At 43.0% G+C, this 20827-nt stretch carries 18 protein-coding genes; 15 read left to right on the top strand and 3 right to left on the bottom strand.

The window, feature by feature from the left end:
- Positions 1–19: 19 nt before the first annotated feature.
- From JMX48_RS12700 to hisA, 3 genes are all read right to left on the bottom strand, one after another.
- A complete protein-coding gene (locus JMX48_RS12700) occupies positions 20–325 on the bottom strand; it encodes a hypothetical protein (RefSeq protein WP_201538378.1) in 306 nt (101 codons plus the stop codon).
- An 83-nt stretch (positions 326–408) separates the two neighbouring features.
- Complete coding sequence (locus tag JMX48_RS12695; RefSeq protein ID WP_201538376.1) at positions 409–2046, bottom strand: mechanosensitive ion channel family protein; 1638 nt, start codon at positions 2044–2046, stop codon at positions 409–411.
- A gap of 83 nt (positions 2047–2129) precedes the next feature.
- Positions 2130–2867, bottom strand: a complete 738-nt coding sequence (hisA, locus tag JMX48_RS12690; RefSeq protein ID WP_201538374.1) for a 1-(5-phosphoribosyl)-5-[(5-phosphoribosylamino)methylideneamino]imidazole-4-carboxamide isomerase — start codon at positions 2865–2867, stop codon at positions 2130–2132.
- 1073 nt (positions 2868–3940) lie between these two features.
- On the opposite strand from hisA, the gene JMX48_RS12685 reads away from it, so the two are divergent.
- From JMX48_RS12685 to JMX48_RS12615, 15 genes are all read left to right on the top strand, one after another.
- A complete protein-coding gene (locus JMX48_RS12685; protein ID WP_201538372.1) occupies positions 3941–5293 on the top strand; it encodes a Na(+)-translocating NADH-quinone reductase subunit A in 1353 nt (450 codons plus the stop codon).
- Between the two features lie 5 nt (positions 5294–5298).
- Positions 5299–6534, top strand: coding sequence for an NADH:ubiquinone reductase (Na(+)-transporting) subunit B (locus JMX48_RS12680; RefSeq protein WP_201538370.1), 1236 nt, complete (start codon positions 5299–5301; stop codon positions 6532–6534).
- Positions 6515–7417, top strand: a complete 903-nt coding sequence (locus JMX48_RS12675; protein ID WP_201538368.1) for a Na(+)-translocating NADH-quinone reductase subunit C — start codon at positions 6515–6517, stop codon at positions 7415–7417. Before JMX48_RS12680 ends, JMX48_RS12675 begins: the two co-directional genes overlap by 20 nt.
- A gap of 1 nt (position 7418) precedes the next feature.
- Positions 7419–8090 (top strand): NADH:ubiquinone reductase (Na(+)-transporting) subunit D, encoded by a 672-nt coding sequence (locus JMX48_RS12670; RefSeq protein WP_201538366.1) that lies wholly within the window; start codon positions 7419–7421, stop codon positions 8088–8090.
- Positions 8090–8698: an NADH:ubiquinone reductase (Na(+)-transporting) subunit E gene (nqrE, locus tag JMX48_RS12665; protein WP_201538364.1), complete on the top strand. Its 609-nt coding sequence runs from the start codon at positions 8090–8092 to the stop codon at positions 8696–8698. Before JMX48_RS12670 ends, nqrE begins: the two co-directional genes overlap by 1 nt.
- Positions 8699–8877: 179 nt before the next feature.
- Complete coding sequence (nqrF, locus tag JMX48_RS12660) at positions 8878–10113, top strand: NADH:ubiquinone reductase (Na(+)-transporting) subunit F (RefSeq protein ID WP_201538362.1); 1236 nt, start codon at positions 8878–8880, stop codon at positions 10111–10113.
- A 297-nt stretch (positions 10114–10410) separates the two neighbouring features.
- Positions 10411–11211, top strand: coding sequence for an SDR family NAD(P)-dependent oxidoreductase (locus JMX48_RS12655; RefSeq protein WP_201538360.1), 801 nt, complete (start codon positions 10411–10413; stop codon positions 11209–11211).
- A gap of 261 nt (positions 11212–11472) precedes the next feature.
- Positions 11473–12522, top strand: coding sequence for an FAD:protein FMN transferase (locus JMX48_RS12650; RefSeq protein ID WP_413786370.1), 1050 nt, complete (start codon positions 11473–11475; stop codon positions 12520–12522).
- Between the two features lie 122 nt (positions 12523–12644).
- Entirely contained in the window at positions 12645–12890 is a 246-nt protein-coding gene (nqrM, locus tag JMX48_RS12645; RefSeq protein ID WP_201538356.1) for a (Na+)-NQR maturation NqrM, read from the top strand.
- A gap of 375 nt (positions 12891–13265) precedes the next feature.
- Complete coding sequence (locus JMX48_RS12640) at positions 13266–14564, top strand: MFS transporter (RefSeq protein WP_201538354.1); 1299 nt, start codon at positions 13266–13268, stop codon at positions 14562–14564.
- A 135-nt stretch (positions 14565–14699) separates the two neighbouring features.
- On the top strand, positions 14700–15539 hold the full coding sequence (locus tag JMX48_RS12635) for an arylesterase (RefSeq protein ID WP_201538388.1): 840 nt from the start codon (positions 14700–14702) through the stop codon (positions 15537–15539).
- Positions 15539–16246: an ABC transporter ATP-binding protein gene (locus JMX48_RS12630; protein ID WP_201538353.1), complete on the top strand. Its 708-nt coding sequence runs from the start codon at positions 15539–15541 to the stop codon at positions 16244–16246. Before JMX48_RS12635 ends, JMX48_RS12630 begins: the two co-directional genes overlap by 1 nt.
- Positions 16246–18891, top strand: coding sequence for an ABC transporter permease (locus tag JMX48_RS12625; protein ID WP_201538351.1), 2646 nt, complete (start codon positions 16246–16248; stop codon positions 18889–18891). Before JMX48_RS12630 ends, JMX48_RS12625 begins: the two co-directional genes overlap by 1 nt.
- Positions 18892–19126: 235 nt before the next feature.
- The gene (locus JMX48_RS12620) at positions 19127–19639 is read left to right on the top strand and encodes a hypothetical protein (protein ID WP_201538349.1); all 513 of its coding nucleotides are present in this window, start codon (positions 19127–19129) and stop codon (positions 19637–19639) included.
- Between the two features lie 29 nt (positions 19640–19668).
- Positions 19669–20769, top strand: coding sequence for an HNH endonuclease (locus JMX48_RS12615; protein WP_201538347.1), 1101 nt, complete (start codon positions 19669–19671; stop codon positions 20767–20769).
- The last annotated feature ends 58 nt before the right edge of the window (positions 20770–20827 follow it).

Raw genomic sequence — 20827 nt, 5'->3', positions numbered from 1 at the left:
TTTTTTGTTGGACGCAGTTTCACTGTGCTTCATTATTTACTTGTGCCAATTGTGCTTGATCTGTCTGCTGAGCTTGATTAATCTTGCTGGTCGCATCGTCTAGTATGGCTTTAGGCTGATTACCAAGTGGTTTGCTGGCGATACTTTCTGAGCCACTTGTTGCCTGATCTGTATCAGATACTGCTGTGCCAGTAGCAGACTCAGAGGTAACATTACTGGTAGCACCGGCTCTGTTTTTCTCGTGACTATTTCCATTGACGACATTGAAGCCAAGCAGTGCCACTATGCCAATCACTGCGAATATAATTAGATGTTTTATTTGCATAAAAAGTGTCTCGTATTTGAATAAGGGCCAGAGACACGTTTTACTGCATTTTTTATGCCCAGTTTTTAGCTTATCTTTATAAATTACTCTTGTGGACTGTTATTGTTCAATAAATCGGTATCATCTGAGCTTTGAGCAATCTCTTGTTCCACCTTTTCCATCAGCTTGTCGTTAGGGCGCGGGTTCAATACGTCATCCGCATTACGACCTTGCAGAATATGTTTGGCTCGTTCTTTTGCTTGCTGCTTGCCTTTACCATCCATATTGCTATCACTATGTTGACTGTTATCATAAGCCTCAGGAGTAGTCGGCGTGATTGTCACGTCTGACTGAGCGCTATTAGTATTAGCTTGCATATACTCAAAGGCTTTTTCCAATTTATCGTTAAAGCGTAAACGATAAATAGGCTCTGGCAAGCTGAAACCTGCGTTTTCTAGCGCGTGTTTGGTTTCGCGAATAGCGATACTGCGCGCCTTGGCAAAATCTGTCTGCGATTGATCCACCCAAACCTGAAACTCTAAAATAATATTAGAGTCACCAACATTGTTAATGACCGCAATGGCTTTAGGCTCATCCAAGACAAAATCTAACCGACATATCGCATCGACACCCACTTTAATGGCAGCAAGTGGGTCATCATTAGCATCAACGCCCAATTCAAAGGTAAAGCGCCGTTCAGGGTTTTTGGTGTAATTTAGAATGGTGCCTTTGAAGACCTCTGCATTAGGAATACGAAGCTGGTTACCGTCTAAAGTCATCAATATCGTCGCACGTGAAGTCAAACGTACCACAATACCTTCTTGCCCATTTATCACAATCTGATCACGAGCGCGAAATGGTTGGCGAATACTGAGCATTAATGAAGCAATATAATTTTCAATGGTGTCTTTGACCGCAAAACCAACGGCGATACCAATGACGCCCGCACCGCCAAGTAGGGTGCCTAAAATGGTTTCTGCCCCTATTAGGCTCAATGCCAAAATCAAACCAAAAATGATAAATATCACTTTGACGGTTTGTGATAACAGCTCAGCGACAAAAGGATTGGGCGTTATCCGTTGCCACATCTTTTTGCGATTAGACAACCAACTACCAAACCAGGTTACCAATGCAAAGATCACAATACCGACCAACAATAATGGCAGAGCTTTGACTAGGTTTTTGACTTGCGCTTTTAGACCTTGATAAACCGTTGTGACATTATCCTGCACATCAAGCGTTCTATTGATATTATCCTCAACGGTGACAACATCTGTTAAACGATTCGTTAAACTAATCGCTTGTTGCGCTTTTTTTTCATTTGGCGCTTCTCCGCTTAAGGTAACAACACCTTGGGCAACGCTGACATCAACCGCTTGCAAGCCTTCAATTTCAGAAAAAATGCCTTTGATACGTTGACGGATATCATTGTCTTTTTGCGGCGTGGGGGTGGTTTCGATTTGCGCATTATTAGTGCTCTCGCCACTAATCACGGGCGGATTAGCAGCAGGGGGTATGTTTTGTGGCTCAGTTTCTACTGGTATTTCACTTTCTGTGGTAGCCGAATCGTCACTGGGCACTTCTTCTGACGCATTTTCTATACCCAAAGCTGCCTTGACACTGGTTAACTCTTCACCAGCAGCATGCGCGGGCAACACGCAAACGAGGCTTAGTAGCAACAGCAGTTGACCACACGCTGATAAAATCTTGCGTATCATTGGGCAGTCAAGGTAAGCGGTCATAAAGATCCTTTGCTTTTTTTACAGACTTTGTATCTTCCAGCTTTTCTGCTGATGACTAGCTATCTGACTTTAGCTACCTGACTTTAGCTATCTAAGTAACGTTGTGCTTCACTCAAATTCAACGTACCCTCATAAATAGCGCGCCCTGTAATGATACCTTCGATGCAATCGCCATAAGGTTTCAATAGCTCAATGTCTTTCATATCCGTCACGCCGCCCGATGCAATCACTGGCAAGCCACCTTCACGAGCCAAGTTGACTGTTTGCTCGACGTTAACGCCTTGCATCATGCCATCACGAGCGATATCGGTATAGACGATAGAGGATACACCCACATCAGCAAAACGCTTGGCAAGCTCAGTTGCCTTGGTATCTGTCACATTTGCCCAACCGTGAGTTGCGACCATGCCATCTTTGGCATCGATACCCACAATGATATGCCCTGCAAATTCGCGGCAAGCTTCAGCGACAAAGCTAGGATCTTCAACTGCTTTTGTGCCGATAATAATGTATGTCAAACCAGCAGTAATATATTGCTCAATGGTGTTCATGTTGCGCACACCGCCGCCCAACTGGATAGGCAGGTGCGGAAAAGCTTTGGCGATGTCGTTAACGACTTGTCTGTGTACTGGCACCCCGTCAAATGCACCATTCAAATCGACCAGATGCAACCGGCGCGCGCCTTCGTCTACCCAGCGTGCTGCTACCGCTACAGGATCATCTGAAAATACCGTATCATCTTCCATACGGCCTTGTTTTAAACGCACACATTTACCATCTTTTAAATCAATAGCTGGGATAATGACAGGTACAGCACACATATCGCATTCCTTATAAAAAAACAGTAAATATTTCAATAAAATCAAACATTTGTAGAAAAATATAACGCAAAAAGTGACTAAAAATATAGACAGAGCAAATGCTATCAATGATAGACTGAGACTTACTAAAACAATATAGATAATAATAGCAAAAAAACAATTATAACCGTAAGTTTCATTACGCTGAACAACTGAAAACATTAGGTAAATTCAATTACTGACTGGCAATTTTAGGTCAATTTAGCGTATAATCCTAGGTAAATTTTATTTGTTTCTATGTGATAGTAACCATACGCTATGTTTTCTATTAAGTCATTTGAGACTTGAGTTTCCATAACCGTCAGGATGAATCAAGCAACTGTTAATCGCCTTAGTACGACGTCGGTTAACATATTGCTAAGAAAGGTTATATTAGAAATTTCAACTGGTAGCCTTTAAACCGTCTACTCTGCAGCATCAAACTCTAATTAAATATCTTTCATAAATTTTCTATCACTAGCTAACTATTTACAACGGATCAACCTAACGCTATAGCAGCTGATTATGATAAGTGACAGTTACTTATTAAAGGTTACTTATTAAGTGCTTCGTTAGTTTGTCTTTTGACCAGTGTGTCATCTATGTCAATAGATTGTTATTTGGCGACCTGCTTATTGAACGACATATTCTGTTTATAGGATATTGAAACAATAAGAGATGTCAATCATACTGGTATTACAAGTTTTAATTTTCAATGAAACGTGTGATGGGATTGTTTATTTTGAAAATGGTCACTTTTAGCTTACTGCTTTGGTGATTGATTTTGATTGAATGGTTTTGACATACACCTTGGTAGCCATTCGCCACTTTGGTCATTCGAATAAGACATTAACGTGTTGTTAAGGAGTCTAAGGTCAGCGTTAATACTCTTACTAGTAGTTATGATTAGGCGTTATTTTTAGAAAACCTTTGTCGCTATCCTACTATAGGAATAGAGATTTTTGGTCTTTATTAAATGACGCAAATGTTCATACTACCGATATGCCATACAGGACGTCTGGTATCGTTTTAGACTATGGACTAAGTTTTCGCTTATGATTACCATCAAAAAAGGTTTGGATTTGCCCATCGCTGGTGAACCCTCACGCGAGATATCTGAGCATCGACCCGCACATGTAGCAGTGATTGGCTATGATTATGTGGGTATGAAACCCACAATGAATGTCAAAGAAGGTGACATCGTAGCAAAAGGTCAGCCCGTTTTTGAAGACAAAAAACGTGTTGGCGTTATCTATACTGCTCCTGCTGCTGGTAAAGTTATCGCGATTAAACGCGGTGATCGTCGTGTGTTTGAAAGTCTTGTGATTGCGGTCGACCCAAACGGTGAAGAAGTAGAATTTGAGCGCTATGACTCTCAGCAACTTGCTGACCTAGATTCTGAAGTCGTTGAAACCCAACTACTTGCCTCTGGCGAATGGACCGCGTTTCGTACGCGTCCTTATAGCCGTGCGCCAGAAATCGGTTCCCGTCCACACGCTATCTTTGTCACGGCAATGGACACCAGTCCATTGGCTTTTGACCCGATGTTGCTGATTAATGAGCAACTACAGTCATTCAATGACGGACTTGCTATATTATCAACGCTCAGCCCAAAGACCTTTGTCTGCCATCATGGTGATGCCCAGTTGACGCCAGTCACAACAACTGCGACTAATAATGTCACTGAGTATCATAGCTTTGCTGGTAAACATCCCGCTGGTCTAGCAGGTACGCACATTCACTTTTTGCATCCAATCATGCGCGGCGTGACCGTATGGACGATTGGTTATCAAGATGTAATTGCGATTGGTAAATTATTTACCACGGGTCGTTTGTATACGCGCCGTATGCTCAGCTTGGCAGGTCCGGCTGTTAGTAATCCACATTTGGTGGTCACTGAGCGTGGTGCTGATATTACTGCATTGACTAAAGGTCAATTGGCAGAGGGCGACAACCGTATTATCTCAGGGTCAGTATTGTCTGGTCGCAAGGTATTTAGCAATGTCGCTTATCTTGGTCGATTTCATGATCAAATTAGTGTGCTTACTGAAGGTCATGAGCGCCCTGCATTTCATTTCTTTAGTCCAGGTAAAAATCGCTTCTCAAAACTGCCTATTTATATTTCGCATTTTTTTGGTGGCAAAAAATACAATTTCACGACTACCAGTAATGGATCACCACGTGCGATGGTTCCTATTGGAGTTTATGAAGAAGTCATGCCACAAGACTATCTGCCAACGCAGTTATTACGTGCGTTGATTGTCGAAGACATCATTAGCGCAGTAGACTTGGGTGTACTTGAATTGGACGAAGAAGATTTAGCATTATGCACCTTCGTATCTCCTGGCAAATATGAATTCGGTGATATTTTGCGTGATAACTTAACGCGCATTGAACTGGAGGGCTAACCACGATGAAATTTTTACACAATATGTTCGATCGTATGGAGCCGTCTTTTACCAAAGGTGGCAAACACGAAAAATACTATGCCATCTTTGAGATGTTTGATACGTTTTTGCGTCAACCAGACTCAACGACATACGCGTCATCACATGTGCGTGACGGTATTGATCTAAAACGCATTATGATTACCGTATGGTTATGTACGTTCCCAGCGATGTTTTGGGGTATGTACAATATTGGTCATCAAGCATTAACGGCTATTACTCAGCTTGGTCTGCAACCTGACGGCTGGCGTACCATGATCACTAGTATGGCAGGCTATAACCCAGAAAGTATTTGGGCATGTTTTGTCTACGGTGCCATGCAATTTTTACCGATCTATATCGTGACCTTTGCGGTTGGTATTTTCTGTGAAATTATCTTTGCTGTGGTTCGCGGGCACGAAGTTAACGAAGGTTTCTTTGTGACCTCGGTACTATTTGCGCTATGTTTACCACCAGATATCCCATTATGGCAAGTGGCCTTGGGTATCATCTTCGGTGTGGTTGTAGCCAAAGAAGTATTCGGTGGTACAGGTAAAAACTTCCTGAACCCTGCCCTATCAGGTCGTGCGTTCTTATACTTCGCTTATCCAGCATATATGTCTGGTGACTCAGTATGGACCGCAGTGGATGGTTTCTCAGGAGCAACGCCTCTTGGCCTTGCGGCACTTGGCGTGGTTCCTCAAGATTTCGTCGATGTCTATGGTAATGCCATCACTTGGAGTGATGCATTTTTAGGCAACATGCAGGGTAGTATTGGTGAAGTATCAACCCTAGCAATCTTACTGGGTGCAGCAGTCTTGTTGTGGACACGTATCGCCTCTTGGCGCATCATGGGAGGTTGTGTGCTTGGTCTTATTGCCACGTCTCTTGTGTTCAATATGGTCGGCTCTGATGACAACATGATGATGAAATTGCCATTCTATTGGCACTTAGTGATCGGTGGCTTTGCATTCGGTGCTGTATTTATGGCGACCGATCCAGTTTCAGCGGCACATACTAATAAAGGCCGCTGGGCGTATGGTATCTTGATTGGTTTTATGACCGTATTGATTCGTGTCGTTAACCCTGCTTTCCCAGAAGGTATTATGCTGGCCATTCTATTTGCCAACTTATTTGCTCCATTGTTTGATTATTTTGTGACCCAAGCAAACATCAAACGCCAAACCGCTCGGAGGGTTAGATATGTCCAAGCCCAAAAGTAATAATGCGAAAACCATTAGCGTGGCATTGACGCTATGCTTGGTGTGTTCCGTATTGGTCTCGGCAGCTGCTGTTGGTTTAAAGCCAGCACAAGTCGAAAATGCACGCTTAGACCGCAACAAAAACATCTTAGTCGCCGCTGGTATGTACGATGCTAAATCTGATACCGCTGATGACGTGACTGAGCGCTTCAAAGATTTTGAAGTGAAAATTATTGATTTAAATAAAGGCAATTATGTAGATGATGACGCGCTGAAAGCAGCGGGTATCCCTGACCGTAATGATTATGACGCTACCCAAGCGACTAAGAATAAAGCATTGAGCGATGACTTAGGTGAGAACGATCCAGCCAGTATTGGTCGTAAGCCTAAATACGCCAAAGTCTACGTCAAAAATGACGATGCGGGTAAACCTGAAATAATCGTACTACCCATTCAAGGCTATGGTCTATGGGGTACGATTTATGGTTTCTTGACGCTTGAAAGTGATATGAATACCATCAAAGGTATTAGTTTTTATGAGCATAAAGAAACACCTGGTCTTGGTGCTCGTATCGAAGAGCCAGAGTGGCGCGCGAAATGGAGTGGTATCCACTCTTATGATGATGAAGGTAACGTCGCAACTGGTGTAACCAAAGCGGGTAATCCAAAAGACAACTGGGTTGACGGTATCAGCGGTGCAACACTAACCAGCCGCGGCGTCAGCAATATGATTCAGTTTTGGTTGGGTGATCAAGGTTACAAGCCTTATCTAGATAGGTTACGTAAAGAGAGCGGTCAAACGATTGATGATGAGACGACGCAAGCTCGTCAATCAAAGCAAACAGCTCAACCTAAAACCGAATTGGCAGCCACGCTACCAGTAGCTAACGGCAAGGAGGCATAACATGGCTGACACTAAAAGTATTTTAACCTCGCCTATCTTTGACAATAACCCCATTGCCCTACAGATCTTAGGTATCTGTTCGGCACTGGCGGTGACGACTAGCATGGCCAATGCGTTGGTGATGTGTGTGGCGTTGACACTAGTAACCGCGTTTTCAAGCTTTTTTATCTCAATTATTCGTAAGAAAATTCCGTCAAGTATTCGTATTATTGTACAGATGACTATTATTGCCTCACTGGTTATTTTGGTTGATCAGGTACTAAAAGCGGTCGCATATGATGTCAGTAAAGGCCTATCAGTCTTTGTTGGTCTCATTATTACCAACTGTATCGTCATGGGCCGTGCCGAAGCGTTTGCGATGAGCAATCCACCAGTACCAAGCTTTTTAGATGGTATTGGTAACGGTCTTGGTTATTCTGCGGTACTGTTATTCGTTGCGACCATTCGCGAAATCTTGGGTGCTGGTACGTGGTTTGGTATCACCCTTTTGCAACCTGTTACTGATGGTGGCTGGTATGTGCCTAACGGTCTCTTACTGTTACCACCATCAGCGTTCTTTATTATTGGATTGTTCATTGCGATTGTCCGTACTTGGAAGCCTGAACAGGTTGAAGAAGCTGAATTTGTAATGAAGCCGCAGTCTAAAGGCATGGCACATGGAGGCGGTCACTAATGGGACATTATGTTAGTTTATTTATAACCTCAGTCTTTATTGAGAATATGGCACTGGCCTATTTCTTGGGCATGTGTACTTTCTTGGCAGTATCAAAGAAAGTCTCAACCGCCATTGGTCTTGGGGTTGCGGTCGTTGTAGTAATGGCCATCACTGTGCCACTAAACAATCTTTTGTTCCAGTTCATCCTAAAAAATGGTGCGCTGGCATGGGCAGGTTTCCCTAATATTGACTTAAGTTTCTTAGGATTACTAAGTTACATTGGTTTGATTGCCGCTACCGTTCAGATTCTAGAGATGTTCTTGGATAAATTCGTGCCAAGCCTATATAACGCACTTGGTGTGTTCTTACCACTTATCACCGTCAACTGTGCCATTTTAGGTGGCGTTCTGTTTATGGTTGAGCGTGATTATAACTTTGGTGAATCCATGGTTTATGGTGTGGGCGCAGGTTTTGGTTGGGCGCTGGCTATTACGGCATTGGCCGGTATCCGTGAGAAGCTCAAATACTCAGATATTCCAGCACCGATGCGTGGTCTTGGCATTACCTTTATTACAGTTGGTCTTATGTCGCTCGGCTTTATGTCGTTCGGTGGTATGTCCATTTAAAACCGCGGCGCTTAGCGTTGTCGACTGATCGATGTATGCGATCTTTTATAAATCGACGCGCGAAGGCCAAGGCTTTATTTAGCTATTTGACCTATTAATTCATTTATTCGGTAGGCGTTCAGGCACAGCATCACATTGATGCCCCTGCGCCCCTACCCCATAGATTAAGGATACATATCATGGATTATGCTACGGCGATTGGTGGCGTGGCTATGTTTACCGTGATCATCATGGGCCTTGTCGCTATTATTTTGGCGGCGCGCTCAAGACTGGTCAGTTCAGGTGATGTTACCATTCATATCAATGATAATCCCGATAATGACGTCGTGACACCAGCAGGCGGTAAGCTACTGCAAACACTTGCAAGCGAAGGTATCTTTTTATCTTCAGCATGTGGTGGCGGTGGTACCTGTGCGCAGTGTCGCTGCCGCGTTATTGAAGGTGGCGGTTCTATCTTGCCCACCGAAGAAGGCTATTTTACTCAGGGTGAAATCCGTGAACACATGCGCTTGGCTTGTCAGGTAGCTGTTAAGCAAGACATGAAAATCGAGATTGATCCTGAGTTCTTTGATGTACAAAAATGGGAATGTGAAGTTGTCTCTAACGATAATGTTGCAACCTTTATCAAAGAATTGGTCCTTAAAATTCCAGAAGGCGAAGAAGTAAACTTCCGTGCTGGTGGTTATGTGCAATTGGAAGCGCCACCACATGAAGTACATTACAAAGACTTTGATGTTGCCGAAGAATACAGAGAAGACTGGGAAACGTTTGGTATTTTCAAATATGTCTCAAAAGTTGATGAGCCAGTTATTCGTGCTTACTCAATGGCCAACTACCCAGATGAAAAAGGCCTTATCAAGTTCAATATTCGTATCGCAAGTCCACCGCCACGTGGTCCTGACGGTATCCCACCAGGTAAAATGTCTTCTTGGACATTTAGCTTAAAACCTGGCGATAAAGTGACAGTATCAGGTCCTTATGGTGAATTCTTTGCCAAAGAAACTGAAACTGAGATGATCTTCGTCGGTGGTGGTGCTGGTATGGCTCCGATGCGCTCGCACATCTTTGATCAGCTTAAACGCTTGGATACTGATCGTAAGATTAGTTTTTGGTACGGTGCGCGCTCTATTCGTGAGATGTTCTATGTTGAAGATTACGATCAACTAGAAGAAGAATTTGCTAACTTTGAATGGCATGTGGCTTTATCTGATCCGCTTCCTGAAGACAATTGGGATGGCTATACTGGCTTTATCCACAATGTCTTACTAGAAGAATATCTCAAAGACCATCCAAACCCTGAAGACTGTGAATACTACATGTGTGGGCCACCGATGATGAACGCGGCGGTAATCGACATGCTACATGGCCTTGGTGTGGAAGACGAAAACATCATGCTTGATGACTTCGGTGGTTAAGTGCGTAGTTGGGCATAGAAGATAATTAAAAAGTAAAAGTAGAGTCTCAATTGAGGCTCTTTTTTTTGCTTTTTATAAAAGATGCTCTTAATTTTTGAGGCTACCAATCTCAAAATAGTCAATCTTAAATAAAAAATATACAGTGATCGAAAAGTTAAATCGATACATCAGATACTGCTGGTATAAATCTTCCTCGCTTGCTGTATCTGCGCAGAAAAATATAGCTACAAATATTAATGGTAGGCTGCTTTAGCTATCCTATATTATGGATTATTTAAACACCAAGAAAGGATTCTTATGAAAACCAAAGTTAAAGAATTAACCATTTGGATAACTGGCGCGTCTAGCGGTATTGGTGAAGCTTTAGCCATTGCTTTCGCCAAACGTGGTGCAACTATTGTGTTGAGTGGTCGTGATAATGACAAGTTAGAAGCAGTGAAAAAACGATGCAAGCACAGCAAAAAACATATCGTCGTGCCTTTTGACATTAGTGACGCCAAGCAAGCTAGCGAAGCCTATGAATCTGTGAAAGCCCAAACTGGTAAAATCGATTGGCTGATTAATAACGCGGGTGTCAGTCAACGCTCTCTCATCATACAAACAGATGAAGACGTTGAACGGCAAATCATGGAGATAGATTATTTTGCGCAAACACGACTAACCCGATTGGTATTACCGAATATGATTGCACAAGGCGGCGGAAAAATAGTGATGGTCTCTAGCGTAGCAGGTCTACTCGGTACTCAATATCGCGGAGCTTATGGGGCTGCCAAAGCCGCTATTCATATGTGGGCAAACAGTTTACGTGCAGAATTGCATGATCAAAAAATAGAGGTCGCGACGATATTTCCTGGATTTATCCAAACCAATGTCTCTATTAATGCCTTGACTGGCGATGGTAGTGCGCAAGGCACGATGGATGAGGCAACCAATAAAGGGCTAACGGCGGCGGTATTTGCTAAACAGGTGGTAAAAGCCCTGACGAAAGGTGAAGAATACATTATCGTCGCAGGCACTAAAGAAAAACTCGCGGTCAGAGTGAATCGACTGTCACCACCTAAGCTTTATAAGCTCATTCGTGAGTCGCAAGTTAAATAAGCAAGCACTACGGATTATGCGGCTATAGTCAGTTCAACATGACTCAATTATCAGGCACGGTTGGCTTAATTTTATCGTGATTGGCGTTATTGGTGACAAGGGGTGTAAAATAGGCAGCGCTTCTTATCTAAAGCCTCATTCACCCTTCGCTATAGCAACGAGCTTATGAAAACTATAATATCTTTCTCATCCATGTATCACTCATTTCCCACTAAAACCATCCGCGCTGCCCTCTATGGCACCGTCGGTCTTGCCAGTGCTATGAGTATCAGTGCTTGCCAGCAAACCCCAGACTATGATTATCTCAGTGGTGAGACCATGGGTACCAGCTATCACATCAGTTATCAGCTGCCTGCTGATGCAGATGAAGCTACCATAAAAGCCTCGATAGATGAGCGTTTGCAGCAAATTAATGACAGTATGTCTACCTATCAGACAGACTCTACGATCTCTAAATTTAACCAGTCAGATAAAGACACGCCTATTCCTATCGATGCAGATTTTGATCGTGTGCTTGATGTCTCTCGAATCGTATATAAGCAATCTAATGGTGCCTTTGATCCTACCGTCATGCCATTGGTAGAGACTTGGGGCTTCGGTAGTACCATGACCGTTGAGCGTCTACAAAGTCCGCCAACTGCCACCGAGATTGCCCAAGCAAAAGCCTTAGTCGATTTTGAAAGCCTTGTACAAAAAGATCAAACGCTCTCTAAAACGAAAGAGGGTGTCGGCCTTGATTTTTCGGCAGTCGCCAAAGGTTATGGTGTCGACGTGATTGCTGATGTACTCAGAGACAAGTATAAAATTCGTAATTATATGGTAGAAATTGGCGGTGAAATTTCGACCTCTGGTGTTAACAATCAAAAGCAGCCCTGGCAGATTGCGATTGATGCCCCTATCGAAGGGAGCACCGTGAGTGAACGCCAGACGATGACCGTCATTCGTCAACCTCTGAATACGACCAATCAGATGCATCTTGCGACTTCGGGAAATTATCGTAACTCGGTCGTCTTTGATGGTCAGCATTATAGTCATACAATCGATCCCACGACTGGCAAGCCTATCGTCGGTGGCGCGCCTTCGGTCACCGTTGCTGCAGACTCAGTGGCGCTGGCAGATGCGTGGGCAACAGCACTGACCGCGATGCCTTATGAAAAGGCACTGAAGGTCGCTCGGGAACAAAACCTAGCGGTAATGTTTGTGGTGTTGGCTGATGGCATCAAAATAGACGACACTCATGACAGTATCGATGATTGGCAAGTGGTTCAAACACCTGCTATGCAAACGTTGCGTGCTGATAAAAAGTCCTAGACTCTGCTGATTGAGCATTAGCGTACAGGATAAGTACCGACGAATCGTACAAAATTTGCTATACTATTAAGTAGTTAACACGAAAGACAACTGCCACATCTTTGAAAATTGAGGTTACCTCTATGCTTAGTCAACTGCTTCCCATGCTTGCCATTACCTTTACGGTATTTCTCCTATTCTTTGTCTTTATGGGCATCGGTTATATGGTCAAGAAAAAGCCCCTTAGAGGATCTTGCGGTGGCGTTGCTAAACTGATGGGTGATGAAAATTGTTCGTTTTGTGGCAATGATCCCAATAAATGTGATTCAATCATCTCTGAACAGCAAGAAAGCGCCCTTAAAGCTGCTCAATTAGGCAGATCTGTATAAATCTCTTATTTGTTACCATACGCTGGTAGTATTCACCTTACATCTGTTCGTATAATAGCGTCTAGTCCTTTGAAAGAGGCTGGCGCTATTTTTAATTGTGCTTACAGATATTGATAAGCATCCTTTCAAAGCGATTACTCATAAAAGCTTTTATTCATAAAAACCGTTACATATAAAAACTACTATTCATAAAAGTTACTATTCAGAAAAGTCGCTACTCATATATTACGTTTACCCTAGCTGATAGGGTGGATAGCAAGCTTGTATTTCTTCTGCTCTGTCAGTAATTTCTCGTTCTAATTTAAGATATCGACCACCGTCTAGGTGCGTTTACTTTGGTGTTATTTGCAAGCGACGACTCTTCGACGCTGTTTAATGACGTGTCCTTTTTCTTATGCTAATAATAGTCGTGCTGCTATGTCTACTTTATCTGATTTGCCACCCAAATCTCACTCGGATACCTTGTCACCGTCTAAGCTGTCCTCACCTCGCTTCACTTTTTGGCTCGTATTATGCGCCATGGTGTTGCTCGCCACCAATATGCGCTCGCCTATTGTTGTGCTTGGGTCTATTGCACCCGTCGTACAAGAAGCACTCAATATCTCCGAGATCCAAATTGGCTGGCTGGGTGCGGTACCGATGCTCACTTTTGCGATTGGCGCGCTTATCTCCCCCGCAATCGGTAAGCGATTCGGGCTTGAAAACACGCTCATTGTGATGATTGCGTTATTGACGATGGGTATGATTATTCGTACCGTTATTGCTACTTGGTCTGGATTTTTGATTGGTACCTTGTTGCTAACGTTGGCTATCGGCTTTGCCAATACTTTGGCGGCTCCTGTTATTAAACAACGTACGCCCCAACATATTCCACTGATTACTGGCCTATTTAGTTTAACGATGACGGTGACGGCGGGCATAGTCGCAGGAGTAGCCTTACCATTATCAGAGCACATAGGCTGGCAATGGGCGCTTGGTGGTTGGTCGTTTTTAGGTATATTTGCCATTGTTATTTGGATATTTTTACGTGTGCGTCTCGGTTCCTCTAGTCATCAAGCGGTAGATCTACCGACGTTTGGATCTTCAGAAATCTCCATGTGGCGTACGCCTTTTGCTTGGCAAATCGCTATATTTATGGGTTTGCAATCCTTGTTGTTTTATACGGTAGCCAGTTTTTTACCGTCTATTTGGGTGAGTAAAGGACTGCCAGCTATTCAAGCAGGGCAAATGAATTCGGTGTTTCAGTTTATGGCGCCGGTATCTATTTTAAGCTTAACTTGGTTGATTAACCGTGGTCGCCCTATTCAGGCGTTGGCCGTGTTTGCGACCGTTTTAAACGTCATTGGTGTGTTGGGTATCAGTTATTTATCGACTGAGCTGGCATGGTTGTGGTCAGCCCTGATGGGTATCGGTTGCTCAGCGATTTTTACGTTGAGTATGATGCTGTTTTCTTTGCGCACTTATACCACCAACCAGTCTAGCGAGCTGTCTGGCATGGCGCAAGCAGTTGGTTATTTTATTGCATTTTTTGGTCCATTAGGCACGGGTTGGCTACATGAAACGACTGGCAACTGGGATTTACCACTGCTTATCATGCTCGTTTTGATGATTGCTAACGTTGTGATTGCTTGGATGGTCAGTCGCCCTATTATGGTTGATGGCAAAAAAATGTAACCTTTTAAAGGAAATAAAACACCTCTTCAAAGGATGTAAAGTAACGCTTTAAAAGGTGCAAAGTAACCTTAGGATAATATTGATACTCGTCTTATTTTGCTACACTGGTTTGATTGCCTATAGGACACAATAATGATTATGAATGTATCTTTTCGTTTCCCTCGACGATTACCCGCATTGGCTATTTTGACAATGGTATTGGCTATTGGCGGCTGTCAATCAGAACCTAAAACCACCATGGCTGATGACAGTCAAAGTATGAACAGTCAGGCCAATGGCACTCAAACTACCAAAACCGAAACCCAGCAAACAGCCCTTTCAGCCAAGCAGCAACAAGCATCATTAACGATATTGGCACTTGGCGACTCGTTGACGGAAGGACTGGGCGTCGCTACCGATGACAACTATCCTGCTCAGTTAGAGACTCGCTTACAAGAAATGGGCTATAAAAATGCCAAAGTGATTAATTCAGGCTTGAGTGGTGAAACCAGTACGGGCTTAGTCAATCGCTTAGATTGGGTATTGCAGACCAAACCAGATATCACGATTTTGACGGTTGGTGCCAATGATGCCATTCGCGGTATTGATGTGGCGACGGTTGAGGCTAATATTCGCACTGCGGTAAAACGTCTACAGGACAATGGCAGTGTGGTCATCTTAGGTGGTATGCAGATTTATGACAACCTTGGCTCTGATTACGTAAATTCATTTGCAGCCATTTATCCTCGCGTCGCCAAAGATATGAATGTGACACTTATTCCTTTCTTCCTAGAAGGTGTGGGCGGCGATCCTAAATTAAACCAAGCTGATGCCATTCATCCCACAAAGGATGGCTACAAGATTATTGTCAATGACAATATCTTGCCCATTTTAGCGCCTACGCTTGAAAGTTTTAAGTCAGCCAATTCACGTTCAATGCCCTCAACCACGCCTGATAAGCCTGAACCACAAAGCATGCCAATTGGGGCGCTATAATGACACCAAAAAACTCAGCTGAAACCATGCCTTCCTCTAACGCAAACGTATTGCTTAGCGCATCGAAACTCACCAAGACGGTGCAAGTTGGTGAGCAGACATTGTCTATTATTAAAGACGTGGACATCTATGTTAATGCGGGCGAATTCGTGGTCATCATGGGTAAGTCTGGCTCAGGCAAGTCCACTTTGCTGGGGTTGCTCGCGGCTCTGGATTATCCTGATAGTGGCTCAGTTGAATTGGCCGATCAAACGTTAAGTAGCCTTGATGAAGATGCGTTGGCCGTCATTCGTCAGCGAGATATGGGATTTGTGTTTCAATCATTTCACTTGTTGCCCACATTGACCGTCGCAGAAAACATTGCCTTTCCACTTGATATCGCGAGACGTCCGAATAAAGCACGAGTAGACGAGCTGATTGACGCGGTTGATTTGGGACATAGGCGTGATAGTTTGCCCAATCAGCTATCAGGTGGTGAGCAGCAGCGCACGGCAGTCGCCCGTGCACTGGTATCGCATCCAAAAATTGTCTTTGCTGATGAACCGACAGGCAACTTGGACGAGCAAAATGCCAATCAAGTGATGCAATTACTACTTGATCTTAGACAACAGGTTGGCTCAGCATTGGTCGTCGTGACTCATGATCCAGCACTTGCGGAGATGGCGGATCGCGTCATCACCATGCATGACGGACGGATTATCTCTTAATGACCAAACCCTCACTAGATAATAAGTCGGTAGACATTACCTCGATAAATAGCACTTCTATAAACACGCGCTCTGAGTCTATCGTTAGCCGATTGTTAGCGCGTAATTTGGGCAGCAAAGCCTTGAGCCGCAGCTGGTGGCAACGCTGGGTATATCCGGTATTGTTTTTATTGACGCTGACGTTATCACTCGCCACTTACCTCACACTCGACTCTATCCAGCAGTCTGTCGATCGCTATATCAATGACAATCAGCGCGCGCTCGTGGGTGGTGATCTTATTTTGAACAGTCAGCAAGACTGGCCAACCGAGGTATTGACGCAGGTAGACACGATTGCTGATAAACAAAAAGTGTTTGATTATCAGTTTAGTGCTATGGTCGTGACCGATGAGCAGACATTACTTGCCCGCGTCAAAGCCGTTTCCCCAAACTATCCTCTTTATGGACAAGTAGAGCTGGCTTCAGGCAAACCGCTTTGGCAACAGCTCAGCTCTGACAGCATCGTGGTCGCGCCAGAAGTACTCAATAGTTTAAACGCTCGCATCGGTGACCGAGTGACCATTGGCGATGCACAATTCACCATTAGTGATGTGCTAACAAAAGAGCCTGACCGTCCATTAACTGCGTTTGGCTTTGGTGGGCGTGTCTTGATGCAACAAGACGCCCTAGCAGCCACCAATCTATTGGGTCAGCGTAGCCGCGTCAATTATCGTATTGAGCTGGCAGGTGCGCCTGAACTCATGACCCAGCAGCGGGATAAACTGGCGCAGATATTAACTAATTATCCTGACATCGAACTGTCTGACGCAGAATCTGCGGATACCTCTGTGTCGCGCATCTCTGACAATGTGTTGATGTTTTTAAAACTACTCGTCATTGCCGTACTCCTATTGTCTGCGGTCGCGATGTACGGCGTCATCACAGCTTTTGTGACCAAGCAGCAATCTAGCAATGCGATTCGCTTGGCTTTAGGAGAGCCGCTCGGATCACTCAAACGCAGCTATTATCAGCTGCTACTGGCAACGGCGATCATCGCTTGTATCGCCGCAGTCGTCCTTAGTTTTGGTTTACTTAAAGTGGGTCAGCCGTATCTCATTGCTATCTTGCCACCAGACGTGGGCTTGGCCATCAATCCTATCAGTGCGATTAAAACCACCGTCATCGCCTTAGTGCTGACCTTATTGATCGCCCAACGCGGTTTGAGCACTCTGAACACCACAAAGCCTGCCACCTTACTCAATCAAGGGGCTAACTCGCCAGCGCAAAATCTGCCATGGTATCGACGCGTCCCATTACTATGGTATGGCGTTATGTTAGCAGGGCTGTATGCGTTTTTTGCTTATGAAGTTGGCTCATGGATACTGGGCGCACAGCTACTGATCGGATTAATCGGCTTTGTAGCGATATTTTGGGCATTGGCGCGTGGTTGGCTGTGGCTGCTGGCTAAGGTTGCCAAGCGTTCTAATATTAGCTGGATGCAGCGCATTGCGATTCATAATCTGGCGCGCAAAGGCAATCAATCGGCGCTATTTTTTGTGACTTTATCACTATCAGTCGCGGTCTTGACCCTCATTACGACGCTTAACCACAGTATCAATGCCCAGTTTATTAATGCCTATCCTGAAGATGCACCCAATTTGTTTTTGTTAGACATTCAAAGCGATCAACATGACGATATTGATAATATCATTGGTGCGCCTGTCAGCTACTATCCGGTGATTCGCGCGCGCGTCGTGACTGCCAATGATGTCCCTGTGCAGGATATCGAACCGACGGAAGGCTTTGATGATCCCACGCGGGTCTTTAATCTAAGCTACGCCGATACGGTGATGGACACTGAGTTCATTACGGATGCCGTCAATGACAATGCGCTATATGCGCCTATCGACAAACAAAGCCAGCCAGCGCAAACAGCAGATATTCAACAAGTGGCACCCATCTCTATTTTAGACACTGCCGCAGACTTACTCAATGTCGGCATGGGCGATCAGATTCGTTTTAACATTCAAGGAATCGAGATCGTCGGGCAGATTACCAGTGTCCGCACGCGTTATGAGCAAGGCCCCAGCCCTTATTTTTATTTCTTGTTTGAGCCGTCGGTACTATCTGCGGCACCGCAAATTCAGTTTGCCACCGCGCATGTAGCTGCCGATGAGATTCCAAAAATACAAGGCAAGCTGGTACGCGAGTTCCCCGCTATCACAACGATTGATGGTACCGCTATCGCCCAGCAAATCCAAGCGTTGGTGGTACAAATGAGCCGCTTGGTTTATGTCTTCACCCTACTCGCTCTGCTAACTGGCGTGATGGTATTAATTAGCTCGCTGCTGTCCACCTCACAAGATCGCATGGCGGAGAGCGCGTCATTCCGATTACTTGGTATGCAGAAGCGTGACCTATATATGCTCAATATCTTAGAACTGAGTGTGTTGGGTATCAGTGCCGCTGTCTTTGCAGTCATCATCGCGAATGTGGGCGCATGGGCTGCTATCACTCAATGGTTCGATCTGCGCTTTAGTGTGCCGTGGCTAAGCTTAGGTATTGGCGGTGCAGCATTGATTATCTTACTATTGGCGATAGCTGTTATTTATGTGAGATTGGTGATTGGACGAGGGATTATGGCGAGAGTGAGAGCGATGATTTGAGAAGCGTCAAAAAATTGCATTGCAATTTTAGCTTCGCAAGGAAAAATCCCTTAAAGGAGATTTTTCGATTGTTAATTTAGCAAAGGCTAATGATGGTTCATTTGTTGTAGCTAATCCTACTATTCGCTATCATTATGGCTGAACCGCTCTTTCATTTGATATCAAGTTCATAATTATAGTTTTAAACATTAGAATTATAATCAACTATTCATTACAGTGAACTGGAAAAATTTCTATGGACTCTTACGATTATCAGTTTCAAAATCTAACTGAAAACTCATTACATTGGCATAATAAGGCGAGCCAACTATTCGTATCAGCAAAGGTTTTATGGGAAGCGATGGATAATGGTTATGCTATCGAATGTTGGTCAACCTACAAAATGCTTATGGGCTTATCTTTCGAGTTGCTATTTAAATCAATTGCTATTCAAAGAAAACTTGTATTTCCTGCTACACATCAGTTAGTTGAAATTGCCAATTTAGCAAACCTAACACTAACCACTGATGAGAAAAAAATCTTAATAGTGTTGACTGAATATATACTTTGGGATGGTAAATATCCTGTTCCTCACAAAAAAAATCATTTAGAAAATCATTGGAAATATGAGAACAAAGTGGCTCATGACAGCAAAAAGCATGGAAACCTAACTATTCAAAGGCAAAATAATAAGCTTGATTTTGATGAACTTGCGATAACATGGAAAAAGTATTCTGATATCTATATGATTAAATATACAAAAAGGTAAATTAATATTAATATTAATAGGTACTTTCCATGAAAAAATGTTATTTATGTGGTTTAGACTTTAATAATTCATCTGTAAAGCGGCACAAAGAACATATAGTTCAGCAGGCTATAGGAGGTAATCTTATCTGCAAAGATATACTTTGTGAAAGTTGTGGTTCCAAGCTTAATAATAGTATAGATATAGAGTTTAATAAAATATTTGAAACAACATCTGTATTATTGGGAATAAAAAGAGATAGAAAAGACATAAGTAAAAAAAGGATTATAGGTAAACATCAAGCTTTTATTCCTGAGATTCAAAAAGTATTAGACGAAAGGGATATAAGTGTAACTTGGTCTGACGGGAAAGTATATCCTAATAAACCTTTTGAGATTTATAGTGATCTTAATAAAAAAATAACAATTTACTCAAATTCAAAAGTAGCTGAGCATTTCAAGAAAAAAGTAGAGAATGACTTTAGAGAGCAACATCCTAACTCACCTTTACCAGAAATAATTATTTGTGGAGATTTATATGGATTGACTTCTTTTGATTTCAAACTCGACAACAAAAAATTCAAACAAGGTTTAGCTAAAATAGCAGTAAATTATGCTTTATTTTGTGGATTATCTAGAGAACAATTAACTTCAATACTATGTATTCATGAAGATAATAAGCAGGCTAGTTTCACAAAAAAGCCATCTGTAATACCATTCTATCCTTTGGGCATAATAGACAAACTAATCGAAGATAAAAAGGCGGATTTTCAACCTTATCCTACACATACCCTGATACTGTTTAATTCTTTATTCAATCCAAACGTCTTAGTATGCTATATAGATTTATTCTCAACTTATCAGCATTATGTCATTTTAAGTAATAATTACTCAGGACCTAATATTTACAAATCTTATCCTCAAAAGATACTTTTTGAGAAAGAAAACATTTTTGAACCGTATAGACATTACTATAAGGATCGCTCACGTATTTTGTCCTCGCTAAACATAACTAAAGAAGATCTAGAAGCTACTTATAGAAATGGAAGCAAAGAAGATGCTGAATATAGGCTTATTACTCAAAGGCAGAATGAACAACGTTACAATATAAATTTGGAAGAATATTTAGATAGTATAGCCAAGCCCACTTAAAAGTGTTATAAACTAATAATCAAACCTAATTGTTGTCATAAAGACCATGACTTACTCA

It is taken from the genome of Psychrobacter immobilis (assembly GCF_904846225.1).
Taxonomy (GTDB): domain Bacteria; phylum Pseudomonadota; class Gammaproteobacteria; order Pseudomonadales; family Moraxellaceae; genus Psychrobacter; species Psychrobacter immobilis_F.
Note: the sequence above shows the minus strand (reverse complement) of the source record. Positions and strands in the feature narration are given on the sequence as shown.